Source organism: Centipeda artemidis DSM 19719 (assembly GCF_000426665.1).
In the GTDB taxonomy this organism is placed as follows: domain Bacteria; phylum Bacillota; class Negativicutes; order Selenomonadales; family Selenomonadaceae; genus Centipeda; species Centipeda artemidis.
The window spans coordinates 33,223-53,659 of the sequence record NZ_AUFU01000007.1; the positions used below are offsets into that span (position 1 = coordinate 33,223).

Genomic DNA, 20,437 nt, shown 5'->3' on the forward strand with positions numbered 1-20,437 from the left:
AAAGTCCATGTATAATATACCGAAAAAAATCTATATTGACAAGGATAATTCATGAGGAAAGTATTATTTATAATGAATCTCATTCATGTATATTAACTGTGTAAATATTCCTTCACAAACGTTATTCCGTCATAAATCGTTAAGAGGAGTGCATAAGTCGATACAATCACAAAGATGTACATGCCAAATCCGCACGGAACGACTTGTTGAGCCGCAAACGATGTGCCGTTTGGTATCCGCCGCAGCCATTTTTAAGCCCCGCTTTTTTGGCAAGGCGGATGCCGAAGCGGCGTTAAACATATCCGAGGGGATATATTTCCCCATAAGCTGTGCAGCTCTTACAATAAAAAAGGCTTACCGTACGAATATGTTAAAACATATTTGTACGGCAGCCCCGGTTCAATTTTTTATTTATGCATCCAATGCCTTTCGCATCTCGGCGATGAGACGGATGCCGCCGTCAATATCGCCCTCGATGATGCGCTTTACGACTGCGCTGCCGACAATGACGCCGTCCGCCTGCCTGGCAGCGCGCACCGCAGCGTCAGGCGTACCGATGCCGAACCCGATCGCGAGCGGCACATTCGTATAGCGGCGCGCCGCCGCGCAGACGCGCCCGATGACGCAGTAATCGATCTCCTTTACCCCCGTGACGCCGTAGTTCGAGACGCAGTAGACGAACCCCGCCGCGTCCCTGCACGTCTCCTCCATGCGCTCCTCGGTCGTGCCGGGCGTGATGAATTCGGTCAGCGTGAAATCATGCGCCGCACAGACCGCGCGCATCTCGGCGGACTCCTCGTGCGGAACATCGGGGAGAATCACGCCGTCCATGCCCGCCGCGCTGAAATCCGCAACGAATTTTTCAAATCCATAGTGATGCACCATATTGATGTAGCCCATGCCGATGAGCGGGATCTCCGAGTGTTTCCGAATCTCCTTGACAATATCGAGCGCCTTTTTCAGCGTCATGCCCTGTTTGAGCGCCATGACGCTCGCCTCTTGGATGACGGGGCCGTCCGCCATCGGGTCGGAGAACGGCAGACCGAGCTCGATCACATCCGCGCCCGCTTCCTCTGCGCGGCGGATAATATCGACGGTCTCCTCCGCATTCGGGCAGCCCGCCGTGATGTAGATATAGAGTCCCTTGCGCCCCTCTTTGCGCAGCTTCGCTAGTTTTTCATTCAGACGCTTGCTCATGCGATGTCCTCCCCCAGCTCCTTTGCGACCATTTGGACGTCCTTATCGCCGCGTCCCGAGAGACAGACGACGACGTTCTCGCCCGCCTTCGTCTGCGGCATCAGCGTCTCGAGATAGGCGAGCGCGTGCGAGCTTTCGAGCGCAGGGATGATGCCCTCGATGCGCGAGAGCCTTTGGAACGCCGCGAGCGCCTGTGCATCCGTCACTGAGACGTAGGTCACGATGCCCTGATCCTTGAAAAAGGAATGCTCGGGACCGACGCCCGGGTAGTCCAGCCCCGCCGAGATGCTGTATGCCTCGACGACCTGTCCGTCATCGTCTTGGAGGAGGTAGCTGTATGCGCCGTGCAGGATACCGGGCGTGCCCGCGCCGCTGAGCGTCTTGGCGTTGTCGCCGTCCTCATCGCCGCGTCCGCCGCCCTCCACGCAGAACTTCTTCACATTCGCGTCGCCCCGGAAATCATAGAACGTCCCGATGGCATTGCTTCCGCCGCCGATGCACGCGACGAGATAGTCGGGCTTTGCATCGAACGCCTCCGCCGACTGCGCGCGAATCTCCTCGCCGATGACCTTTTGGAAGTCGCGCACCATCTCCGGATAGGGGTGCGGCCCCACGGCAGAGCCGATGACGTAGTAGGTATCCGTGATGTTTGTCGCCCAGTAGCGGATCGCCTCGCTCGTCGCGTCCTTCAGCGTGCCCGTGCCGCTCGATACGGGGATGACCGTTGCCCCGAGGAGACGCATACGGAACACGTTGAGCCGCTGACGCTCCACGTCTAGCTCTCCCATAAAGATGTGGCACTCCATACCGAAGAGTGCCGCTACCGTCGCCGTCGCGACGCCGTGCTGCCCCGCGCCCGTTTCCGCGACGATGCGCTTCTTGCCCATGCGCTGTGCGAGGAGCGCCTGGCCGAGCGCGTTGTTGATCTTGTGCGCCCCCGTGTGCAGCAGATCCTCACGTTTGAGGTAGATGTTCGCCTTGCCGTAATGCTTCGTCAGACGCTCCGCGAAATAGAGATTCGTCGGACGCCCCGCGTAGTTCGTCAGATATTTCTGGAACTCGGCGCGAAATTCCGCGTCCTCGCGGTATTTCAAATACGCTTCTTCCAGCTCGTTCAGCGCGGGCATCACGATCTCGGGTACATATTGTCCGCCGTATGCGCCGAATCTTCCCTTTTTACTCATAGCTCATGCTCCTTTGTCCCCAATGTGCTCAGTTCTTTCGCAAATGCCCCGACATCCGCCGCCTTCACCAGTCCCTCGCCGACGAGCACGCCGCGGCAGCCCGCATCACGCACTCGTGCGGCGTCCTCCACGTTGAAAATGCCGCTCTCGCTGATGAGCGTGCGCGCCGTATCCGCGTATGGGAGGAGGTCGATCGTCGTCTGCACGCTCGTCTCGAACGTCACGAGGTTGCGGTTGTTGATGCCGATGAACTCTGCGGGCGTCTCCTGTGCCGCCGCGAGATCCGCGCGGTCATGCACCTCGACGAGCGCGTCCATGCCGAGACTCCATGTAAGGAAGAGCAGTTCCTTCAGCGCCGCGGGCGTCAGGATGCGTACGATGAGGAGCACGGCGTCCGCCCCAAGCGCCCTTGCTTCATATACTTGATAAGGGTCGATGATAAAGTCCTTGCGCAGGAGCGGCGTATCGACGAGCGCGCGCACGGCGGCAAAATCCGCGTTGCTCCCGAGGAAATGCGGGTCGGTGTGCACCGAGAGTACCGCCGCCCCTGCCGCCGCGTATATCTCGGCGAGCTCCGTCACCGTGTGCGCCGTCGTCAGGCGTCCCTTTGCGGGCGACTGTAATTTGCACTCGGCAATCAGCCCCCACCCGTGCCGGCGAAAATGCTCCGCCATACGGAACGTCCCGCACTTTATATCTTTCTTGAGCGTTTCGAGCGGCACATCGCGCTTTGCCGCCGCGACGATCCCGCGTTTTTTTTCGACAATCTCAGCCAATAGGTCACGCATGAACGTACCTCCTCTGCGAATCCTCCGAAGCGCGGCGCGCCCCTCTATCTTAGTGGAGTTGCGCATATTTGTCAATCATGCCCACGGGATTCGGACGCGCCCGCGCGTACCGCCGCCATGAACACTGCGATTTTTGCGATAGATTTCTCCCCGTTTTCTTCCAGACCGCCCGACACGTCGAGACCGAACGGATGAAAGATCTCGATCGCCGCGCGCGCATTCTCCGCTGTGAGCCCGCCCGCGATGAGGACGGGCTTTGTCACGCGCGCGATCTCACGCGCGGCATCCTCCCACGCGAACGCCGCGCCCGTTCCGCCCGCCGCCCCCGGCGCGTAGCTGTCCACGAGGATGATCTCGGCGGGATAGGCGTTCGCCGTGTCCGCGTCGAAGTCGTCGCCATAGCGGTACGCCTTGATGACGGGGCGCTCCACCCGGCGCGCCGTCTCCGCAGGCTCATGCCCGTGGAGCTGTATGTAGTCCAGCCCGCAGTACGCGGCGATCTCGTTCATCTCCGCGGGGTCGGTATCGACAAAGACGCCGACCTTCTTCACCACGTCCACCGCCGCGCAGATCGAGCGCGCATCTTTGGGCGTGATATACCGCCTGCTCTCCCGCGCAAAAATAAATCCGATGTAATCCGCACCCGCATCACGCGCCGCGCGCGCCGCCGCAAGCGACCTCATCCCGCACATCTTGACCCGCATCGCGATAACCTCCTCACGTCTCCATCTTAAAGACGTCCGGCACATTTGTCAAACAAGCGCGCCCCGTAACATACCGGCGGCAATGTATGAAAAGGATTTCCATAGAAAAACGGGGGCACTGCATATTCTTTATGCAGTGTCCCCGCAGCCGGGCATCCTTGGAAGGATTATTTCTTCACCGGCATATCACGCATCGGCGGGAAGTCCGGTCGATCCGACTTCAGCATATTCTTATCGACGCCGAACTCATCGGCAATCTCTCCCCACCCCTTATTGTCCTTCTTTTGGTTCAGTACGGACAGGATATCCTTGTGTGCGGCTTTCGCAATCACACCTGCCATCTCGATGTCATGCGGCTCATAGCCCTTCTGCAGAAGGTCGCGCGCCGTATTTTCATCTACATCGCCGCGCATACTGATGTGCAGTACCGCCATGTCCATTAGTCCCGCTTGGAGCTGTTTATCCGTGATGCCGAGGGTGTCGACGATCTGCGGCCAGTCCTTCCCCTTTGCCTTCATCTGCATAATACTCGGGAACGGTTTTCCGGAGAGCTTTGCAAGCATCGCTCCCTGCCCGATGTCAAAGAGATCCGTCTTCTTCGCAATCTCCTGTTTGACTTCCGTTTCACTGACGCCAAAGACCTCCGAAACATATTTTGCCTGCTCATCCGCAGACATTTGAACCTGGGGGTGTTTGTCCATCTTCATCTCTGTCTGCTGCGTCGGCATTCCATGCCCCCCTTGTTCGGTACTGTTCGCGTACGCGAGCGAGCCGAAACTTGCGCTGAGAATCGCAGCGCCGAGCGTCATGCCAATCAAGTTTTTTCTTACAGATCTCTTCATCATAAACCACACCTTTCTGCGGAAATCTCCGATGGGATCGAAGGATCTCCGTCATTCCTTGTATGGTATTAGTATAGAAACCTGTTGTTAAGGGCGCTTGAAGGGGGCATTAAACTTTAATTGAACGTCTGCGCCGTATCATTGCCGTTCCATATCCTCCGCGAGGGCATCCATCGCCCGCTCGCGCGAGATGATGCCATGCGCGTTCCAGATCATCGAGTCCACCTCGAGCATATGCCCCGCGCGCACGGCGGGCACGCTTTGCCACAGGGGATCGAGCCGCATCGCCGCAAATCGTTTTTTCGCAATCGCACTGCTCTGTCTGCTGCTCGGGCCGAATCCCGCGCTGATGAGCAGGTAATCCGTTTGCAGATCGGGCAGGAGCTCGAGCGAGATCGCGTTGTTCTGCTCGTTCCCGTCGATGTCGATCACCATCTGCGGCGGGCGCAGGTTCAGCAGCTCGTACATGAACCTGTTGATGTCGTTCGTCGCATACGGATAGAGCCGCACTTCCTTGTTCATGATGCGCAGGAGCGCGACCGTCGCATCGCCGATATGCCCCTTGATGCGGATGCGGTCGCGCTTTGCCGTATCGTAAAATTGCCGCAGGCGCACCTCGCCGTCCGCGGGACGCGCGAGGACGAGCGAGAGCGCGAGCAGGGTACGCTCGTAGTCGCGCAGGTCAAATGCCGCGACGGGCGCGATCTTCGAGAGGTCGTCGTAAACTCCCTTGCCGAAGCTGTCGCGCATGACGATGAGATCGGGCTTCGCCGCCTGCACCTGCTCAAGGTTGATCGTCTTGTTCTCGTCGTTGATGCTGATGCGCATGACGCCGCGCGCCGCGAGCTCCTCATGCAGATAGTACGCGGGAAAATCGTAGGCGGCGGCCATGGGCGCGTCGAGCGCGAGCATGGGATCTTCGAGGCGGATGCAGACGATGCGCAGGGGCGCGTCCGGCAGTACCGTCTCGCCGAATTTATGCTTTAGAATGCGCCGTCCGTCCTCAACGCGGTAAAGCTTTTCCGCCGCCTTGCGTTTGTCTGTGAGCCGCGCGGCAAATTCCGCGTCGATCGCCGCCGGCGTATCGGCGCGCAGCACGGCGGGATCGAACCGGCGCAGTTTTTTCACCGTCTCCTGCGCCTTTTCCGATTTCTCCCCGCGAATATCGGGCTGTCCACACCCGGACGCCGCAAATAGAGCGAGGACGCACAGACCTGCCGCAAGCAATTTTCTCCCGCGCATCATGCTCCGTGCTCCTCCGATTCCATGAAATACGGGATACACAGAGGTCGCCCGCCGCGCGGATCGTTCATGATCTCCGCGTCGATGCCGAACACATCGCGCAGCATCTCCCGGTGAAACACCTCCGCGGGCGTGCCGCAGTAGAGAATCTCCCCTTTGCACATGCCCACGAGATAGTCCGCGTACCGCGCCGCTTGGTTCAGCTCGTGCAGCACCATGACGACCGTCTTGCCGTACGCCTCGTTCAGATGCTTGACGAGGCGCAGCACCTCCATCTGATGCGCCACGTCGAGGAAGCTCGTCGGCTCGTCGAGGAAGAGGATCTCCGTATCCTGCGCGATCGCCATCGCGATCCACGCGCGCTGCCGCTGCCCGCCCGACATCGCGCCAATGGGACGCTGCGCGAACGCCGTCATGTCCGTCTCGGCGAGCGCCCAGTCGATTATCTCCGCATCCTTCTTCATCGTCCGTGAGAAAAAGGACGTCTTGTGCGGCGCGCGGCCATAGGAGACGAGTTCGCGCACGGTGAGTCCGTCGGGCGCCGTAGGATTCTGCGGCAGGATCGCGATCGTCTTCGCGAGCTCCCGCGGGTTCGCCGTATGCACGTCCGCCCCATCGAGGAGCACGCGCCCACCGAGCGGCGCTTGGATGCGACAGATCGTCTTGAGCAGCGTGGATTTCCCGCAGCCGTTCGCACCGATGAGCGCCGTGATCTTCCCCTCGGGAATTTCGAGCGAGAGATCCTCGATGATAACGGCGGTATCATAGCCCGCCTTTAGATGTTCTATCGTGAGTTTCATATATTTTCACCTCCGCGCTCAACCCTTGGCGCGCGCCAAGACAAATAGGAAATACGGCGCGCCGACGAGCGCGATGACGATGCCGAGCAGCATCTCCTCGGGCGCAATCACGACGCGTGCGAAATAATCCGCCGACACCACGAGCAACGCGCCGACGAGCGCCGTCATGGGGATGCTGCGCGCGTGCTGCACGCCGACAAGCCGCCGCGCGATGTGCGGGCAGAGCAGCCCGACAAAGCCGATGCTCCCGCCGATCGCAACGCATGACGCCGCGAGCGCGACCGCCGCCATCAGATACACGAATCGCGCGCGGTTCAGCGGCACGCCGAGCCCGATCGCCGTCTCGTCCGAGAGCGCGAGCACATCGAGATCCGTCCGCCGCACATAGAAAAAGAGCGTCAAAAAGAGGACGATCGGAAAGAGGAGCGCCGCATGAGACCATGTGCTGCCGAAGATGCTGCCGATGATCCACGTGTTGACCTGACTGAATTTCTCCGGGTTCAGTCGCACGATCAGCATCATCTCGACGGCGTGAATCCCCGCTGTCAGCGAGATGCCCATGAGGACAAGCGTATGCGTCGAGAGCGTATGCCCCCGCTCATAGCTCATGCGGTAGATGAATACCGCTGCGAGTGCCGCGCCCACGGTTGCAACAAGCGGCTGCACCCAGAGCGACGCGCTCCCCGCCGTGTCCGAAAAATAGACCAAGAGGAGAATCGCAAAGCCCGCGCCCGCATTCACGCCGAGGAGACTCGGGCTTGCGAGCTCGTTGCGCGAGATCGTCTGAAAGACCGCGCCCGAGACCGCCAGTCCCGCGCCGATGACGACGGCGAGCACGGAGCGCACCATGCGGAAGTCGAACACCGTCAGATTCTCCTCCGCCGTCCCGCCGCCGAGCAGGATGCGCGCGATGTCACCGTAGCCCAGCTCCGTAAATCCCGAACCGAGATGCACAACGAACATAACGGCGAGGAGCACCGTGCAGCACAGGCTGTACAGATAAAAACGCTTTTGCAGTACGCTCATCGCCTGTTCCTCCCCCTGCGAATCAAATAGAGGAAGAACGGCACGCCGATGAGCGCCGTCACCGCGCCGAGCGGCGTCTCGAACGGCGGGTGAATCGTCCGCGCCGCGATGTCCGCGAGCGTGACGAGAAGCGCGCCGAGAAGAGCCGAGACAGGGATCACCTTCCGATAGTCGATGCCCACGATTTTACGCGTGATATGCGGCGTCACGAGCCCGACGAAGCCCACGGGGCCCGCCACTGCCACGGCAGAGCCCGCAAGCAGGAGCACCGTCACGCCCGCGACGAGGCGGATGCGCCCGATCTTGCTCCCGAGCCCGACGGCGACCTCCTCGCCGAACGAGAGCAGCGTCACCGAGCGCGCAATGCTCATCGCAAGCGCAAGCCCCGCGGTCGTCCACGGCAGGAGAAAGAGCGCCTGCTCCATGCGCACGCCGCTGATGCCGCCCGCCGTCCAATACGAGAGATCCTGCGCCACCTCGAAATACACCGTCATCGCCTGCGTCACCGCGCCGAACACCGCGCCGATCGCCGTCCCCGCGAGCGCGAGAAATACGGGGCCGCGTCCCGCGCCCTTTGCCTGCGCGAGGAAAAAGATCGCGAGCGTCGCAAGCCCCGCCCCCGCAAGCGAAAAGAGGAGTGATAAACTCAGTCCCCCCTGCGGGAAGAGAATCATAAAGACGGCAAGCCCGAAGCCCGCCCCGGCGTTGATGCCGAGAATGGAGGGGCTCGCCATCGGGTTGTTCGTCACGCCCTGCATCAGCGCGCCTGCGACCGCAAAGCTCGCACCGCACAGGAGCGCCGCGAGGAGTCGCGGCAGGCGCAGCGTCCGAACGATCATCTCCTGCACGTTCGCCGGATCGTACGCCATGAATGACCGGAAAATCGTCGCAACAGACACATCCTGCGCGCCAATATAGAGCGACATGAGACACGCCGCAAAGAGTCCGCCGCAGAGCAGCAGGGAGATGGCGAGCGCAAGAGATACGCCGCCGCCCGCCGCCCGCACCGGAGCCGTATTGCCTTCCATAGTACCCCCTTTGACGATATGCACGACATAATAACGCACGTATAAACGACGAGAGGCACGGCGACGCCGTGCCTCCACCGAACGCGCATGATACGCCGGTCATCATGGAAACGATATGATGCTGTCCCGGCGTTCTATGTTAGAAATCCGCCGTCATGGAGAGCATGAACGTGCGCGGCGCACCGAGGTATACCGCGCCGCGATCAAGCGCGTGCCAGTAGTTCCGGTTGAACACATTGTAGACATCCGCGCGCACCGTCACGGGCGTACCGCCAGCCTTGAACCGATAGCGTGCGCCCACATCGACACACGTCCACGGTGCGACGCGGAACGTATTCGCATCATTGGCATAGGTCGAAGAGTTATACGTCATACGCGCTGAGAGCGAAAGCCCCGGGACGCCGTGAATATCCTGCTCGAGTCCGAGCACCGCCGTCATGCGCGGGCTGCCGCTTTGAATTTTCCCGTCATTAACGCCGCCGCTTGTCTTTTCAAAGCGCGCGTTCAGCCACGTCATACCGCCCGTGATGCGCGTCCCCGCCTTCGGCTCGCCGAAGAACGTCCACTCCAGCCCACGGTTGCGCACCTCGCCGTCCGCAGATTCTATCAGCGTGACGGGATCCCGTACGATCGCCGCATTCTTGATGGAGAACGCGCTGAGCGTCGTCGCAAATTTGCCGAAGTCATATTTTGCGCCGATCTCGTACTGCTTGGCGACAAACGGCTTCATCTTCTCTCCGGCATTCGCGGCATTACTATTCGCCTCATCGCCATCCTTGAGCCCCTGAATATAGTTCGCATAGAGAGAAAGCCGCTTCGTCGGTTGATGCACGAGCGCAAAGGCGGGCGAGAATTTCGACTCCTCATAGGACTTCCTGGGCCTATATTCCTCGATGATGATCTGCTGCAAACGTCCGCCGACAATGAACGTCCAGCGTTTGTCCTTCGTCGTCATCACATCGGAGAGCGCGATGCTGCGCAGCGTCTCCGAATCGTTCAGCGGCAGGCGTTTCGTCAAGGGGCCGAGAAAGCTGTCAAGATCCCTCCACTGGAGATGATACAAATTCGTATTATATTCTTTTCCCGTAAGAGAGTTCTGGAACATATAGCGGTCATAGTGCATGAGACTTGCCGCGAGCGTCATCTCATGATCGATCGCCCCCGTTTCAAATTTCCCCTTGAGGCCGACTTCCGCACTCTTTGCCTTATTGATCTGATTGTTGTAGCGGTGGACAACGCGGAGCGATCCGTTGGCATTTCGGAGCGATACCTGGCTGCTCAGCGTATCCTGATGCGTGATGCGCATACCGAACGCCGCATACCCCGTGATATTCTTATCGATGTCATACTCGGTACGCAAGAGCCCGAACTTCTCGATGACCTTGCGGAACGTGCCGGGTGCGCCAAAGTTTGTGTTGATATCTACACGCGGTGCACTTCCACCAAGCGCTCGAATGACGTTGTCGGATATTTGCAGACGATACTGCGCATTCTCCACGCGGTTGCTGATGATGCCGGCGTCAAACGTCGTGCGGCTGCGGTCGGTATTGTAGTCCACGCCGATAAATCCCGTATGCGTCTTGATGCGCTCGCGGTCATACTGACCATCGCCGTTGTTGTGGAGAAGATTGACGCGCACGCCGAGCTTATTGTCTGCGGAGCGACGGCTGATGTCGATGTGCTGCGTGAACTGCCCCCAGTTGCCATAGGAAAGCGTCACGCTTGCCTTGTTCCCCTCCGCACGCTTCGTGACGAAGTTGACCGTGCCGCCGAGCGATCCGTTCGGCGCCATACCGTTCAGCAGCGCCCCGACCCCCTTGAGGAGTTCGACGCGATCCACATACTCGATGCCGCCGTAGAATCGCGGCGCGACGCCGTAGATCCCGTTGAGCTGCGTGTCCTGCTGCTGTGCCTTGAACCCGCGGATCATCCACGCCTGCGACACCGACGAGAGCGTCAGATCGGAGACCGACGGATCATTCGCGATCACGTCGACGACGGAGCTTGCCTGTTGGTTCTCGATCATTTGACTGTTGAACGTTGTCACGTTAAACGGCACGTCCATGAAGTCGCGCTCGCCGAGCACACCGAGGTGGCTCGTGCGTGCAATTTGACCTCCTGCATAGACGGACGGCTGTTCACTTTCTCCGGATGCCGCCGTCTCGTGTACCCCGACAACCTCAACTTCCTCGAGGTCGTAGACCTCCGGCTCATCCGCCGCCGCAAACGCCGTCATCGGCAATGCGGCAATCGCCGTCATGAGTGCGAGGCGGATGCTGCTCTTTAATCTTTTCGTCTCGTAACGCACGGGTATTCCCTCCCCTGTCTCTATTCCCAAATTTTCCCAAAAATTTCCCAAGACCTTCTTTCCAAGAAGGAGCATAAACGTTTATCGCGGTATCCCCGCTTATTTAAGATTGAACCTAACCGGTATCCTCGTATAGGCGGAAACCGGCTCGCCTTCTTCGTTCTGGGCGGGTGAAAACGGCGTGTTATAGATCGCCGCGATCGCCGCCTGATCCATCTCCGGATAGCCCGAGGACTGTTCTGCTGTTGCGTCCTGCACGCTGCCGTCCGCCGTCACAACGAACCGGACAACGACGACGCCCGTAATTCCCTGACTGCGAAGTGACTCCGGATAGACCGGTTGAGGCGTTGAAAGATTGCGCGGAGGTACTTTCGGTCGTTTTGACGATTGCGAGTTTCCCGCAGGGGCATTGCTGTCGCTCCCACCGCCGTTGTTCGCATTGCTGTTCGTCGACGCATTGTTCGCTCCCGTATCCGTCGACGAGGTGCTGCTCGCGTTCGTATTCGCCGCTGCGCTCTGCCGCGGCGTCTCGCGCGGCTGCTCCTGCTGCGGCTGCGGTTCGGGCTCCTTCTTCGGCTTTTCAAATTGGATGTCGTCAATGCTCGGCGGCGGCGGAGGCGGTGCCGCAGCCTGTGCCGCCGCTGCCGGCGCGCTTGCAGGAGCGGCAGTATCATAGATCTCCACATCGATCGGACGTTTATCCGGTGTCGCAGCCACGGCAAACAAGCCCATTGCCGCCGCCGCGATCAACAGACCAAAATGAATCCCGATAGATGCGCTCCACGAGATAACTTTTTCTTTCCCCGCTATATCCATAGCCATACCCCCATAAAATGACAGACTTATCTCATAATGAGAAACACTATCACTTTTAACGTGGTCATAATACCACATAATTACATCTTTTGCTAATTAAAAATAAAAAGGAGCGCCCGCATCCTGTTCAATCGGTCGCTCCGTAATCATTCTGTATGTTGTGTCCTTTAATTGAGGACGATCTTGCTGAAATCCGCCGTCTCGAGCAGATAGTCGTCGATCGATTTCAGCAGCGACAGTCGGTTCGCCTTGATGCGCTCGTCCTGATCCATGACCATAACGGCGTCAAAGAACGCAGCGATGGCAGCGGCAAGACGGCGTTCCACCGCTAGTGTCCCATCATCGTCGCTCCCGGACGCGCGCAACTCCACTGCAGTTTCATATGCCGCCAGCAAGATACGTTCCTCATCCGCCGCAAAGAGCGCAGAATCCACAGCGCCCGTGGACGCACTGCGCGCAATGTTGCCCACACGGACGAAGGACTGCACGATCGCCGCCGCATCGTCCGCCGCGAGCAGGTGCTCCACATGGGCGGCACGTACCGGCACATCCGCAACGGTATCCACATCGCTGAGCACGGCCTCCTGCACATCATAACGCACGCCGCGCTCCGTGAGGACGTTCTTCAGGCGCAGGCGAATGAACTCCGCGACATCGACCTGCATCTTGCTCCGCGCCGCATCGTCCAAATCATAGAGATCACACGCCTCGTCTATGAGATCGGAGAGCAGAATGCCGCTCTCATGGAGGATGAGCATGTTGACGAGCCCGAGCGCCTGACGGCGCAGACCGAACGGATCCTGCGACCCCGTCGGGATCTTGCCGCGGCTGAACGTGCCGACAATGTTGTCGATCTTATCCGCAACGCTGAGTGCAAAGCCGAGATCGCTCTCCGGCAGCGCATCCCCCGCAAAGCGCGGCATATACTGCTCGTCGATGGCACGCGCGACCTCCGGCTTCTCTCCGTCGAGGAGGGCATATTCGCGTCCCATGATCCCCTGCAGCTCGGTGAACTCCGTCACCATGCCCGTCACGAGATCCGCCTTCGAGAGCTCCGCCGCCCGGCGCGCATCCGCCGCCATGGTCTCATATGCTGCGTCGTCGCCCGCGGTCATATCCTCGACAACCGACGCCGCCAGTTGTGCAAGGCGTTCCGTCTTTTCATACATCGAGCCGAGCCCCTGCTGGAACACGACCGTGTGCAGCTTCTCGCGATGCTCCGCGAGCGATTTCTTCCGATCCTCGTCAAAGAAGAACTGCGCGTCCGCGAGCCGCGCGCGCAGGACACGCTCATTCCCGTGCGCCACTACGTCAAGGTACTCTCTGCCGCCGTTGCGCACAGTGATAAAGACGGGCAGGAGACTGCCGTCCGCCGCCTTCACCGGGAAATACCGCTGATGGTCGCGCATCGGGGTAATGACCGCCTCGGCGGGCAGCGCGAGGTATTTCTCCTCAAACGATCCGCTGAGCGCTGTCGGGTATTCCACGAGGTACAGCACCTCCTCGAGGAGGTCGGGCGTGATCTCCGCCGTGCCGCCGCACGCCTTTGCCACATCTGCAATCTGCGCAGAGATCATCGTACGCCGCCGCACGGGATCCGCGATGATGTACGCCGCTTCGCACGCCGTCTCGTAATCTGCCGCACAGGAAATCGTAAAGTCCTCCGGTGCGAGCGTCCGATGCCCGCGCGAACGGTTGCCGCTCGTCACTTCGGCAAGTGTAAACGGTACGACGTCCGTGCCATAGAGCGCGACGATCCAACGAATCGGGCGGATGAAGCGGAAGTCGAGATCGCCCCACCGCATACTGTTCGGCAGGGGAATCGCACGGATGAGCGCGGGCAGGAGTTCCTTTAGGATCTCCGCCGTCGGCGCGCCCGTCTCGTGCACCGCCGCATAGACGTAGCCGTCGCGGCGGATGAGGTCTTCGGGCGCGACGTGCTGCCCGCGCGCGAAGCCCGCGCCTGCCTTGGTCGGGTTGCCGTCCGCATCAAACGCGATGGAGATCGCGGGACCCCGCGTCTCCGTATTGACGTCCGCCTGCCGCTCCGCCGCGCCCGTCACGATGAGCGCCATGCGGCGCGGCGTGCCGAGCGTACGAATCTCATCATAGGAAATACGCTGCTCCGTGAGCATTTCACCCGCGAGACGCTTCATCTCACGCAGAAGGTTCGGCATCGCATGTGCGGGGATCTCCTCCGTCCCGATTTCAAGCAGTAAGTCTCTCTTCATGCCTTCGCCCCCTTCTTCAGCATCGGATAGCCGAGCGCCTCACGCTGTGCCAGATACGCCTCGGCGCAGAGCCGCGCGAGTTTCCGCACGCGCCCGATGAACGCCGTACGCTGCGACACGCTGATGGCACCGCGCGCGTCGAGCAGGTTGAACGTATGCGAGCATTTCAGCACATAGTCGTGCGCCGGATGCACATGCCCCGCGCCGATAACGCGCACCGCTTCCGCCTCGTATTTATCGAACAGCTCAAAGAGCAGATCCTCATCCGAGAGGTCGAACGCATAGGTGGACTGCTCGAACTCATTCTGCCGAAATACGTCGCCGTAGGTCACATCGTCCGTCCATGCGATATCATAAACGTTCTCCACGCCCTGAATATACATCGCAAGGCGCTCGAGCCCGTAGGTGATCTCCACCGAGACGGGCTTCACATCGTGACTGCCGACCTGCTGGAAATAGGTGAACTGCGTGATCTCCATGCCGTCCAGCCAGACCTCCCAGCCGAGCCCCCACGCGCCGAGCGTCGGTGACTCCCAGTTGTCCTCGACGAACCGGATGTCATGCTCCTCGGCGCGGATGCCGAGCCGTGCAAGACTTTCAAGATAAAGCTCCTGAATGTTGTCCGGCGAGGGTTTCATGATGACCTGGAACTGATGGTGCTGATAGAGACGGTTCGGGTTATCCCCATAGCGGCCGTCCGCGGGGCGGCGCGACGGCTCGACATAGGCGACATTCCACGGCTCGGGGCCGAGCACGCGCAGGAACGTCCACGGGCTCATCGTTCCCGCGCCTTTCTCCACATCGTACGGCTGCGCAAGGATGCAGCCCTGCCCCGACCAAAACTCCTGCAGTGCGAGGATAACCTCTTGGAATTTCATACAAACAACTCCTCCAATAAAAAACCGCGATCCTTCATAGAATGCGCGGTTTCGCTCCCGTCAAATACTATTTGAAATTCTCCTCCAAACTTTGAAGAATCTTCGACTGTCTGTCGTTCACGGGCTTCTCCCAACGTCCCTCATAGGCGGCATCGTCGCCGGGAAGCAGTGCACAGACGATGATCAGTATGATGAACATCACCACCGCCGTACCGATGATCTTGCGCTGGCGGGAACTGCGCTGCTGCTTCACACGTTGAAGCCCGCGCTCGAGTTCCTTGTTTTTCTCCGCTCTCGTCTTTCCCATGATGCACCGCCTCCTGCCCATTAGGAAATTCTGCTAAAAGAGACTTTGCTCCTCATACACCGGCTGCCGCATCTGATCATAGCAATACAGCGTCGCAAGCGTATCGGCGAGAGCTCCGTGTGCCTCGGTCGTCCCCCAGTTGTAGCGGTAGTACTCCGCGCACTCCGTGAGCTTCCACCAGCGATAGCCGCCGCGCCGCGCATCCGGCACCTTGCGCATCTCCGAGAACGCGAGCATCACATCGTGCCGGTTTGGATTCGTAATGCGGATGCCCGACTGCCCCAAAAGGCGAATGTCAAACTCAATGTTATAGCCGACGAGCAGGGTCTCCGGATCGTTGAAAAGCCGTTCCAGCTCCGCCCGGTGCGTAAGAATCGGCGCACAATCCGCCACCATCGCAGGCGAAATGCGGTTCACCTTCTCCGCGTCCGGCCACTCCTTCTTGGATACGGGCGCATACATCCCGTCCACCACGGTTTTGCCCGCACCGTCCACCACAGCGAGCGTCAGCACCTCATCGTCACTCCGAAAGCCCGTCGTCTCGGTATCAAAGACCAGAATTTTTTCCAACATGCAGGTCCTTCCTTTTCTAGTCATTTTCTCCCAATTTTACACAACTTTCGTTATAAATATTATACATTACGCAAAATCATCTGTCAAGAAATCGGGATGCGCTGCACCCCGACAAACAGAGGATTTTCCCGCATAATTTACTATTGCAAAAGTACGCTTTTTCGGCTAGAATACACCTATGAATATAGTTCTCATTTATAGCTAATATCTATAGGAAATACAAATCAGCCTATGAGCGAAAGGAGCCTCATTCATGAACGCCATCAAAATCCGGGATGATATTTACTGGGTCGGAGCCATTGACTGGTCGATGCGCAGCTTTCACGGCTACGACACGCAGCGCGGTTCCACCTATAATGCATACCTCATCCTCGACGAGAAGATCACCCTCATCGACACAGTGAAGCGCGGTTTTGACGACGAACTGCTCGCGCGCATCTCCACAGTCATCGATCCCTCGCGTATCGATTACATCATCTCCAACCACGTCGAGCCGGATCACTCGCACACCGTTCCCATCATCTCGCGGCTCGCCCCGAACGCGAAGGTCATCACGAGCGCGCCGAATGGGCTCAAGGGGCTCAAGGCGTACTACGGCGACCTCCCCTACGAGACGGTCAAGGCGGGTTCTACGCTCTCCATCGGCAAGCGCACCCTGCAATTCATCCCGACGCCGATGCTCCACTGGCCGGACAGTATGGTCACCTACTGCCCCGAGGAAAAAATTCTGTTCTCGAACGACGCGTTCGGTCAGCACCTCGCGAGCGGCACGCGCTACGATGACGACACTGATCTCGCCATCGTCTGCGAGGAGGCGAAAAAATACTACGCCAACATCCTTTTCCCCTATGGCAATCAAGCACAGGCGGCGCTCAAAGCGCTCCACGGGCTCGATATGGAGCTCATCGCCACGGGACACGGCATCATCTGGCGCTCGCATATCCCCGAGATCATCAAGCACTATAAGCAGTGGTCGACGGGCGAGACCGAGGATCGCGCCGTCATTGTCTTTGACACCATGTGGCACTCCACGGAGATGATGGCGCACGCCATCGCCGAGGCATTCATCGACAAGGGCATGTCCGTCGGTTACTACGACATCAAGTGCAACACACACGCGGACATCATGACCGACGTCCTCACGAGCCGTTACCTCGCCGTCGGCTCCCCTACGCTCAACAACAACATGCTCCCCACCATCGGCGGCTTCCTCTGCTACATGAAGGGGCTTGCTCCAAAAGGACGCAAAGCCTTTGCCTTCGGCTCGTACGGCTGGGGCGGGCAGAGCATTGGGCAGATAGAGGATGAGCTCAAGGGCACAGGCTGCGAAATCGTCCTCGACAAGGTACGCATGCTTTACGTCCCCTCGAGCGAACAGCTCGCTGCCCTGCGCGATCAGATTCTCGCATTGTAAAATGGAAGCCTAAATTGAAGATCCGAACTGCTGCACAAACGCATTGGCCAACGTGCAGCAGTCTTTTTATGTGAGATTTCTCAAGATCGCTTGCCGAACCTATCCTCGCGATCCGCCGCTTCTCTGCTTTGCTCCGCGTAGGGCGCGTAGCGCTCCGGCTCGTGCGGATCGTAGGGTAGCGTCGGCACGCGCGGCACGCCGCCACCGTTGTAAGTCGTATCAAATACAAAATCTCTCAGCCGATCCTCAAATCCCGGCGTCGACTGCATATGTAGGATGAGTTTCAAATAGTCCTCAATGTTCTTATAGATAATGTCTTGAAGGACGCGGTCGCTCTCCGTGCGCGCATTCTGCGCATCCGAGTTTTTCATCGCGTTCCGATAGGCTCTGTCCTGCGCCACCTGTACTGGCAGCGAATAGATCTGCCGCCGCACCTCGTCGTCCTCCGTCCATACGATATTGCCGAACGACTTGTTAAACGCCGCCACGATCTCAGAGAGCGGATCGAGCTCCGGCGCCGTCGGATGCGCCGCAGATCCCGTCGGCACGGGCGAGAGCACTGCATCCTCATCCGCACAGAGGATCGCGATCGCCTCCCGCGCCGCGTTCCGATAGCTGCCGAGGTCAACCGTCTCTAGAATGCCCTCCGCGAGATCTTCCTCCGGGGGCGAGGGCAGCTTTGGCACGAGCAGATGCAAAAAGATGGACATCTTCTCCCACGCCGCATTGCTGGAGGAGAGAATCATCGCGAGGAACTGATAGGTGCGGACAAAATTCTTTGCCGCCGACTTAAACGCGATCTGCTCCCCCACCTCTAGCTCCATATAACGCGCGGCACACGCATCAAGCGTCGGATCGAGCAGCGGGCGTTCCGCTCCCTCAAGGAAGCGCCGCACGACGCGCTCCACATCGCTCCCCGCATAGACCTCATAGCCCTCCATCACCGCGATCAGATCGTGGAGCTTATTCGGATCGGTCTCCCCTGCGAGCAGCGTCGTCCGATAGTACTTTGCAAAAGCGTCGGCGACGTCCCCCTCGTTATTCGCAAAGTCGAGCACACAGACCTCGCGCTTGCCGGGATATGCCCGGTTCAGCCGTGAGAGCGTCTGCACCGCAGAGATCCCCGCGAGCTTCTTGTCCACATACATCGCCGTCAAGAGCGGCTCGTCAAATCCCGTCTGGAACATGTCCGCCACAACGAGAATGCGATAGGGATCTTCCTTGAACCGTGCGGGAATATCCGTATCGGGGAAACCGTTCATCTCGGCGCAGGTCACGCCCTCATGCTCCCCCGAGAACGCGATCAGCGCACGATAGGAACGTCCCTCCGCTGCGAGCGCATCGTTCACCGCCCGATAGTAAGCGGCGCAACACTCGATGCTGCTTGTCACGATCATCGCGCGCGCCTTACCCCCGAGCCGCCGCGCCACCGACGCGCAAAAATGCTCCGCCATCACCGCCGCTTTTTGCGCGATAACATTCCTCTTTCCTTCGACGAATGCGCGCAGCTTCTTCTGTGCGCGCCTCGTATCAAACATCGGATCGTCCTCAACCGTCCGGACGATACGATACCAGCTCTCAACCGTCGTGTAATTCTTCAGCACATCGAGGATAAAGCCTTCCTCGATCGCCTGCTTCATCGTATAGACATGGAACGGACGGTGCATCATCGCGCCGTCCTCCTCATAGCGCATCCCAAATAGCTCTTCCGTCTTATTCTTCGGCGTCGCCGTGAATGCAAAATAGCTCGCATTCGGGAGGAGTCTCCGAGACTCCATCAGTTCATTGATCTTGTCCTCATCGTCGGTCGCGAGAGCGCCCTCGCCGCCCGCGAGCGTCCGATTCATCTGCGCCGCATTGCGCCCCGTCTGCCCCGCGTGCGCCTCGTCGATGATGATGGCAAAATGCCGCCCTGCAAGAGACGCGTTCATCGCCTGCGCGATGTAGGGGAACTTCTCGATCGTCGTCACGATGATCCGCTTGCCGTCCGCGATCGCCTTGCGCAGCGTAGAGGAGCGCTTCGCCCACGTAAAAGTACTCCTCACCTGCATGAACTGCTTCACCGTCTCGCGAATTTGCCGATCAAGAATCCGCCTATCCGTCACCACGAGCACCGAGTCCACCATCGGACGCCCGTCCCGCATCAGACCGACCAGCCCGTGCGCGAGCCACGCGATCGAGTTCGACTTCCCGCTCCCCGCACTGTGCTGCACGAGATACCGCCTACCGATCCCATGCGTGCGCACATCCGCGAGCAGACGCTCCACACAGTCGAACTGATGATAGCGCGGGAAGATCATCTTCTCCCCCTTGCCTTCCCCCGTCTCTTTCACGAGCTGCGCATAGCCCTCGATGATGCGCGAGAGCTTCGCGCGCGTTAGAATATCCTGCCACAGATAGTCTGTCATCAGCCCCGCGGGATTCGGCGGATTGCCCGCGCCCCCTTGATATCCCTTATTAAACGGCAGGAACACAGACGCCTTACCCGTAAGCTGCGCCGAGAACATGACGGTGCGGTCGTCCACGGCAAAATGCACCATGCATCGCTTGAACGAAAAGAGCAGATCGCGCGGCGAGCGATCCTCCCGGTACTGCCGCACCGCGTCCGCCGTCGATTGCTTCGTCAGACTGTTTTTTAGCTCCATCGTGATGAGCGGCAGCCCGTTGACAAAGATGCAGAGATCGAGCGCGAGCCGCGCCCCCGCCGTATAGCGGAGCTGACGTGTCACGCTGAAAATATTCTCATCATAGAGTGCCTTTGCCTCGGCGTTCCCCTCCGTTGGCGTCACATAGTAGAACGTGAAGTGTGCGGCGCGATCCTTGATGCCGCGGCGCAGGACATCCACGATGCCGCGCTTTGCGATCTCTGAGGAGAGCCGCCCTAGGAAGGCACGCCGCCCCCGCTCGTCCGCGAGACCGCCGAGCTTTTCCATCTCCGCCGCCTGCGTCTTCCGAAGGAAGCGAAAGAGCCGCGTCTCATCGACCGCGAACGCCTCGTTGTAGTCGGCGTTCGTCCCCTCCTCATAGCCGTTCCGGTCGGTGAGATATGAAACAATCAGCGACTCCAGCCCGCTCTCCTTCGTATTCGTGCAGCTCATC

At 59.5% G+C, this 20,437-nt stretch carries 17 protein-coding genes; 1 reads left to right on the forward strand and 16 read right to left on the reverse strand.

The window, feature by feature from the left end:
- Positions 1-411: 411 nt before the first annotated feature.
- The 15 genes from trpA to K341_RS0105430 form a co-directional block, all read right to left on the reverse strand.
- Positions 412-1,197 carry a tryptophan synthase subunit alpha gene (gene trpA / locus K341_RS0105360; protein WP_026762111.1) on the reverse strand — a complete coding sequence of 262 codons (786 nt, stop codon included), beginning with the start codon at positions 1,195-1,197 and terminating at the stop codon, positions 412-414.
- Positions 1,194-2,381, reverse strand: a complete 1,188-nt coding sequence (gene trpB, locus K341_RS0105365; protein ID WP_026762112.1) for a tryptophan synthase subunit beta — start codon at positions 2,379-2,381, stop codon at positions 1,194-1,196. Before trpB ends, trpA begins: the two co-directional genes overlap by 4 nt.
- A complete protein-coding gene (gene trpC, locus K341_RS0105370; protein ID WP_009349186.1) occupies positions 2,378-3,169 on the reverse strand; it encodes an indole-3-glycerol phosphate synthase TrpC in 792 nt (263 codons plus the stop codon). Before trpC ends, trpB begins: the two co-directional genes overlap by 4 nt.
- A gap of 71 nt (positions 3,170-3,240) precedes the next feature.
- The gene (locus K341_RS0105375; RefSeq protein WP_026762113.1) at positions 3,241-3,873 is read right to left on the reverse strand and encodes a phosphoribosylanthranilate isomerase; all 633 of its coding nucleotides are present in this window, start codon (positions 3,871-3,873) and stop codon (positions 3,241-3,243) included.
- Positions 3,874-4,040: 167 nt separating this feature from the next.
- On the reverse strand, positions 4,041-4,718 hold the full coding sequence (locus K341_RS0105380) for a hypothetical protein (protein WP_009349188.1): 678 nt from the start codon (positions 4,716-4,718) through the stop codon (positions 4,041-4,043).
- A 135-nt stretch (positions 4,719-4,853) separates the two neighbouring features.
- Positions 4,854-5,960 (reverse strand): ABC transporter substrate-binding protein, encoded by a 1,107-nt coding sequence (locus K341_RS0105385; RefSeq protein WP_026762115.1) that lies wholly within the window; start codon positions 5,958-5,960, stop codon positions 4,854-4,856.
- Positions 5,957-6,757 carry an ABC transporter ATP-binding protein gene (locus tag K341_RS0105390; RefSeq protein ID WP_026762116.1) on the reverse strand — a complete coding sequence of 267 codons (801 nt, stop codon included), beginning with the start codon at positions 6,755-6,757 and terminating at the stop codon, positions 5,957-5,959. Before K341_RS0105390 ends, K341_RS0105385 begins: the two co-directional genes overlap by 4 nt.
- A gap of 18 nt (positions 6,758-6,775) precedes the next feature.
- The gene (locus K341_RS0105395; protein WP_026762117.1) at positions 6,776-7,783 is read right to left on the reverse strand and encodes a FecCD family ABC transporter permease; all 1,008 of its coding nucleotides are present in this window, start codon (positions 7,781-7,783) and stop codon (positions 6,776-6,778) included.
- On the reverse strand, positions 7,780-8,811 hold the full coding sequence (locus tag K341_RS0105400; protein ID WP_026762118.1) for a FecCD family ABC transporter permease: 1,032 nt from the start codon (positions 8,809-8,811) through the stop codon (positions 7,780-7,782). The genes K341_RS0105395 and K341_RS0105400 overlap by 4 nt, the downstream gene beginning before the upstream one ends.
- A gap of 139 nt (positions 8,812-8,950) precedes the next feature.
- Positions 8,951-11,119, reverse strand: a complete 2,169-nt coding sequence (locus tag K341_RS0105405; protein WP_026762119.1) for a TonB-dependent receptor — start codon at positions 11,117-11,119, stop codon at positions 8,951-8,953.
- Between the two features lie 99 nt (positions 11,120-11,218).
- On the reverse strand, positions 11,219-11,935 hold the full coding sequence (locus K341_RS0105410) for an energy transducer TonB (RefSeq protein ID WP_026762120.1): 717 nt from the start codon (positions 11,933-11,935) through the stop codon (positions 11,219-11,221).
- A gap of 167 nt (positions 11,936-12,102) precedes the next feature.
- Positions 12,103-14,166 carry a glycine--tRNA ligase subunit beta gene (glyS, locus tag K341_RS0105415; RefSeq protein WP_026762121.1) on the reverse strand — a complete coding sequence of 688 codons (2,064 nt, stop codon included), beginning with the start codon at positions 14,164-14,166 and terminating at the stop codon, positions 12,103-12,105.
- Complete coding sequence (gene glyQ, locus K341_RS0105420) at positions 14,163-15,044, reverse strand: glycine--tRNA ligase subunit alpha (protein ID WP_009349196.1); 882 nt, start codon at positions 15,042-15,044, stop codon at positions 14,163-14,165. The genes glyS and glyQ overlap by 4 nt, the downstream gene beginning before the upstream one ends.
- A gap of 67 nt (positions 15,045-15,111) precedes the next feature.
- Positions 15,112-15,351 carry a hypothetical protein gene (locus K341_RS0105425; RefSeq protein WP_026762122.1) on the reverse strand — a complete coding sequence of 80 codons (240 nt, stop codon included), beginning with the start codon at positions 15,349-15,351 and terminating at the stop codon, positions 15,112-15,114.
- A 33-nt stretch (positions 15,352-15,384) separates the two neighbouring features.
- Positions 15,385-15,924 carry a 3'-5' exonuclease gene (locus K341_RS0105430; protein WP_009349198.1) on the reverse strand — a complete coding sequence of 180 codons (540 nt, stop codon included), beginning with the start codon at positions 15,922-15,924 and terminating at the stop codon, positions 15,385-15,387.
- Between the two features lie 253 nt (positions 15,925-16,177).
- On the opposite strand from K341_RS0105430, the gene K341_RS0105435 reads away from it, so the two are divergent.
- Positions 16,178-17,338: an FprA family A-type flavoprotein gene (locus tag K341_RS0105435; protein WP_009349199.1), complete on the forward strand. Its 1,161-nt coding sequence runs from the start codon at positions 16,178-16,180 to the stop codon at positions 17,336-17,338.
- An 80-nt stretch (positions 17,339-17,418) separates the two neighbouring features.
- On the opposite strand, the gene K341_RS0105440 is transcribed toward K341_RS0105435, so the two are convergent.
- A complete protein-coding gene (locus K341_RS0105440; protein ID WP_026762123.1) occupies positions 17,419-20,436 on the reverse strand; it encodes a type I restriction endonuclease subunit R in 3,018 nt (1,005 codons plus the stop codon).
- Between the last annotated feature and the right edge of the window lies 1 nt (position 20,437).

Excerpts from the sequence above, each read along its gene's own strand:
- trpA (WP_026762111.1), bottom strand. The coding sequence starts at position 1,197 with ATGAGCAAGCGTCTGAATGAAAAACTAGCGAAGCTGCGCAAAGAGGGG.
- trpB (WP_026762112.1), bottom strand. The coding sequence starts at position 2,381 with ATGAGTAAAAAGGGAAGATTCGGCGCATACGGCGGACAATATGTACCC.
- trpC (WP_009349186.1), bottom strand. The coding sequence starts at position 3,169 with ATGCGTGACCTATTGGCTGAGATTGTCGAAAAAAAACGCGGGATCGTC.
- K341_RS0105375 (WP_026762113.1), bottom strand. The coding sequence starts at position 3,873 with ATGCGGGTCAAGATGTGCGGGATGAGGTCGCTTGCGGCGGCGCGCGCG.
- K341_RS0105380 (WP_009349188.1), bottom strand. The coding sequence starts at position 4,718 with ATGATGAAGAGATCTGTAAGAAAAAACTTGATTGGCATGACGCTCGGC.
- K341_RS0105385 (WP_026762115.1), bottom strand. The coding sequence starts at position 5,960 with ATGATGCGCGGGAGAAAATTGCTTGCGGCAGGTCTGTGCGTCCTCGCT.
- K341_RS0105390 (WP_026762116.1), bottom strand. The coding sequence starts at position 6,757 with ATGAAACTCACGATAGAACATCTAAAGGCGGGCTATGATACCGCCGTT.
- K341_RS0105395 (WP_026762117.1), bottom strand. The coding sequence starts at position 7,783 with ATGAGCGTACTGCAAAAGCGTTTTTATCTGTACAGCCTGTGCTGCACG.
- K341_RS0105400 (WP_026762118.1), bottom strand. The coding sequence starts at position 8,811 with ATGGAAGGCAATACGGCTCCGGTGCGGGCGGCGGGCGGCGGCGTATCT.
- K341_RS0105410 (WP_026762120.1), bottom strand. The coding sequence starts at position 11,935 with ATGGATATAGCGGGGAAAGAAAAAGTTATCTCGTGGAGCGCATCTATC.
- glyS (WP_026762121.1), bottom strand. The coding sequence starts at position 14,166 with ATGAAGAGAGACTTACTGCTTGAAATCGGGACGGAGGAGATCCCCGCA.
- glyQ (WP_009349196.1), bottom strand. The coding sequence starts at position 15,044 with ATGAAATTCCAAGAGGTTATCCTCGCACTGCAGGAGTTTTGGTCGGGG.
- K341_RS0105425 (WP_026762122.1), bottom strand. The coding sequence starts at position 15,351 with ATGGGAAAGACGAGAGCGGAGAAAAACAAGGAACTCGAGCGCGGGCTT.
- K341_RS0105430 (WP_009349198.1), bottom strand. The coding sequence starts at position 15,924 with ATGTTGGAAAAAATTCTGGTCTTTGATACCGAGACGACGGGCTTTCGG.
- K341_RS0105435 (WP_009349199.1), top strand. The coding sequence starts at position 16,178 with ATGAACGCCATCAAAATCCGGGATGATATTTACTGGGTCGGAGCCATT.
- K341_RS0105440 (WP_026762123.1), bottom strand. The coding sequence starts at position 20,436 with ATGAGCTGCACGAATACGAAGGAGAGCGGGCTGGAGTCGCTGATTGTT.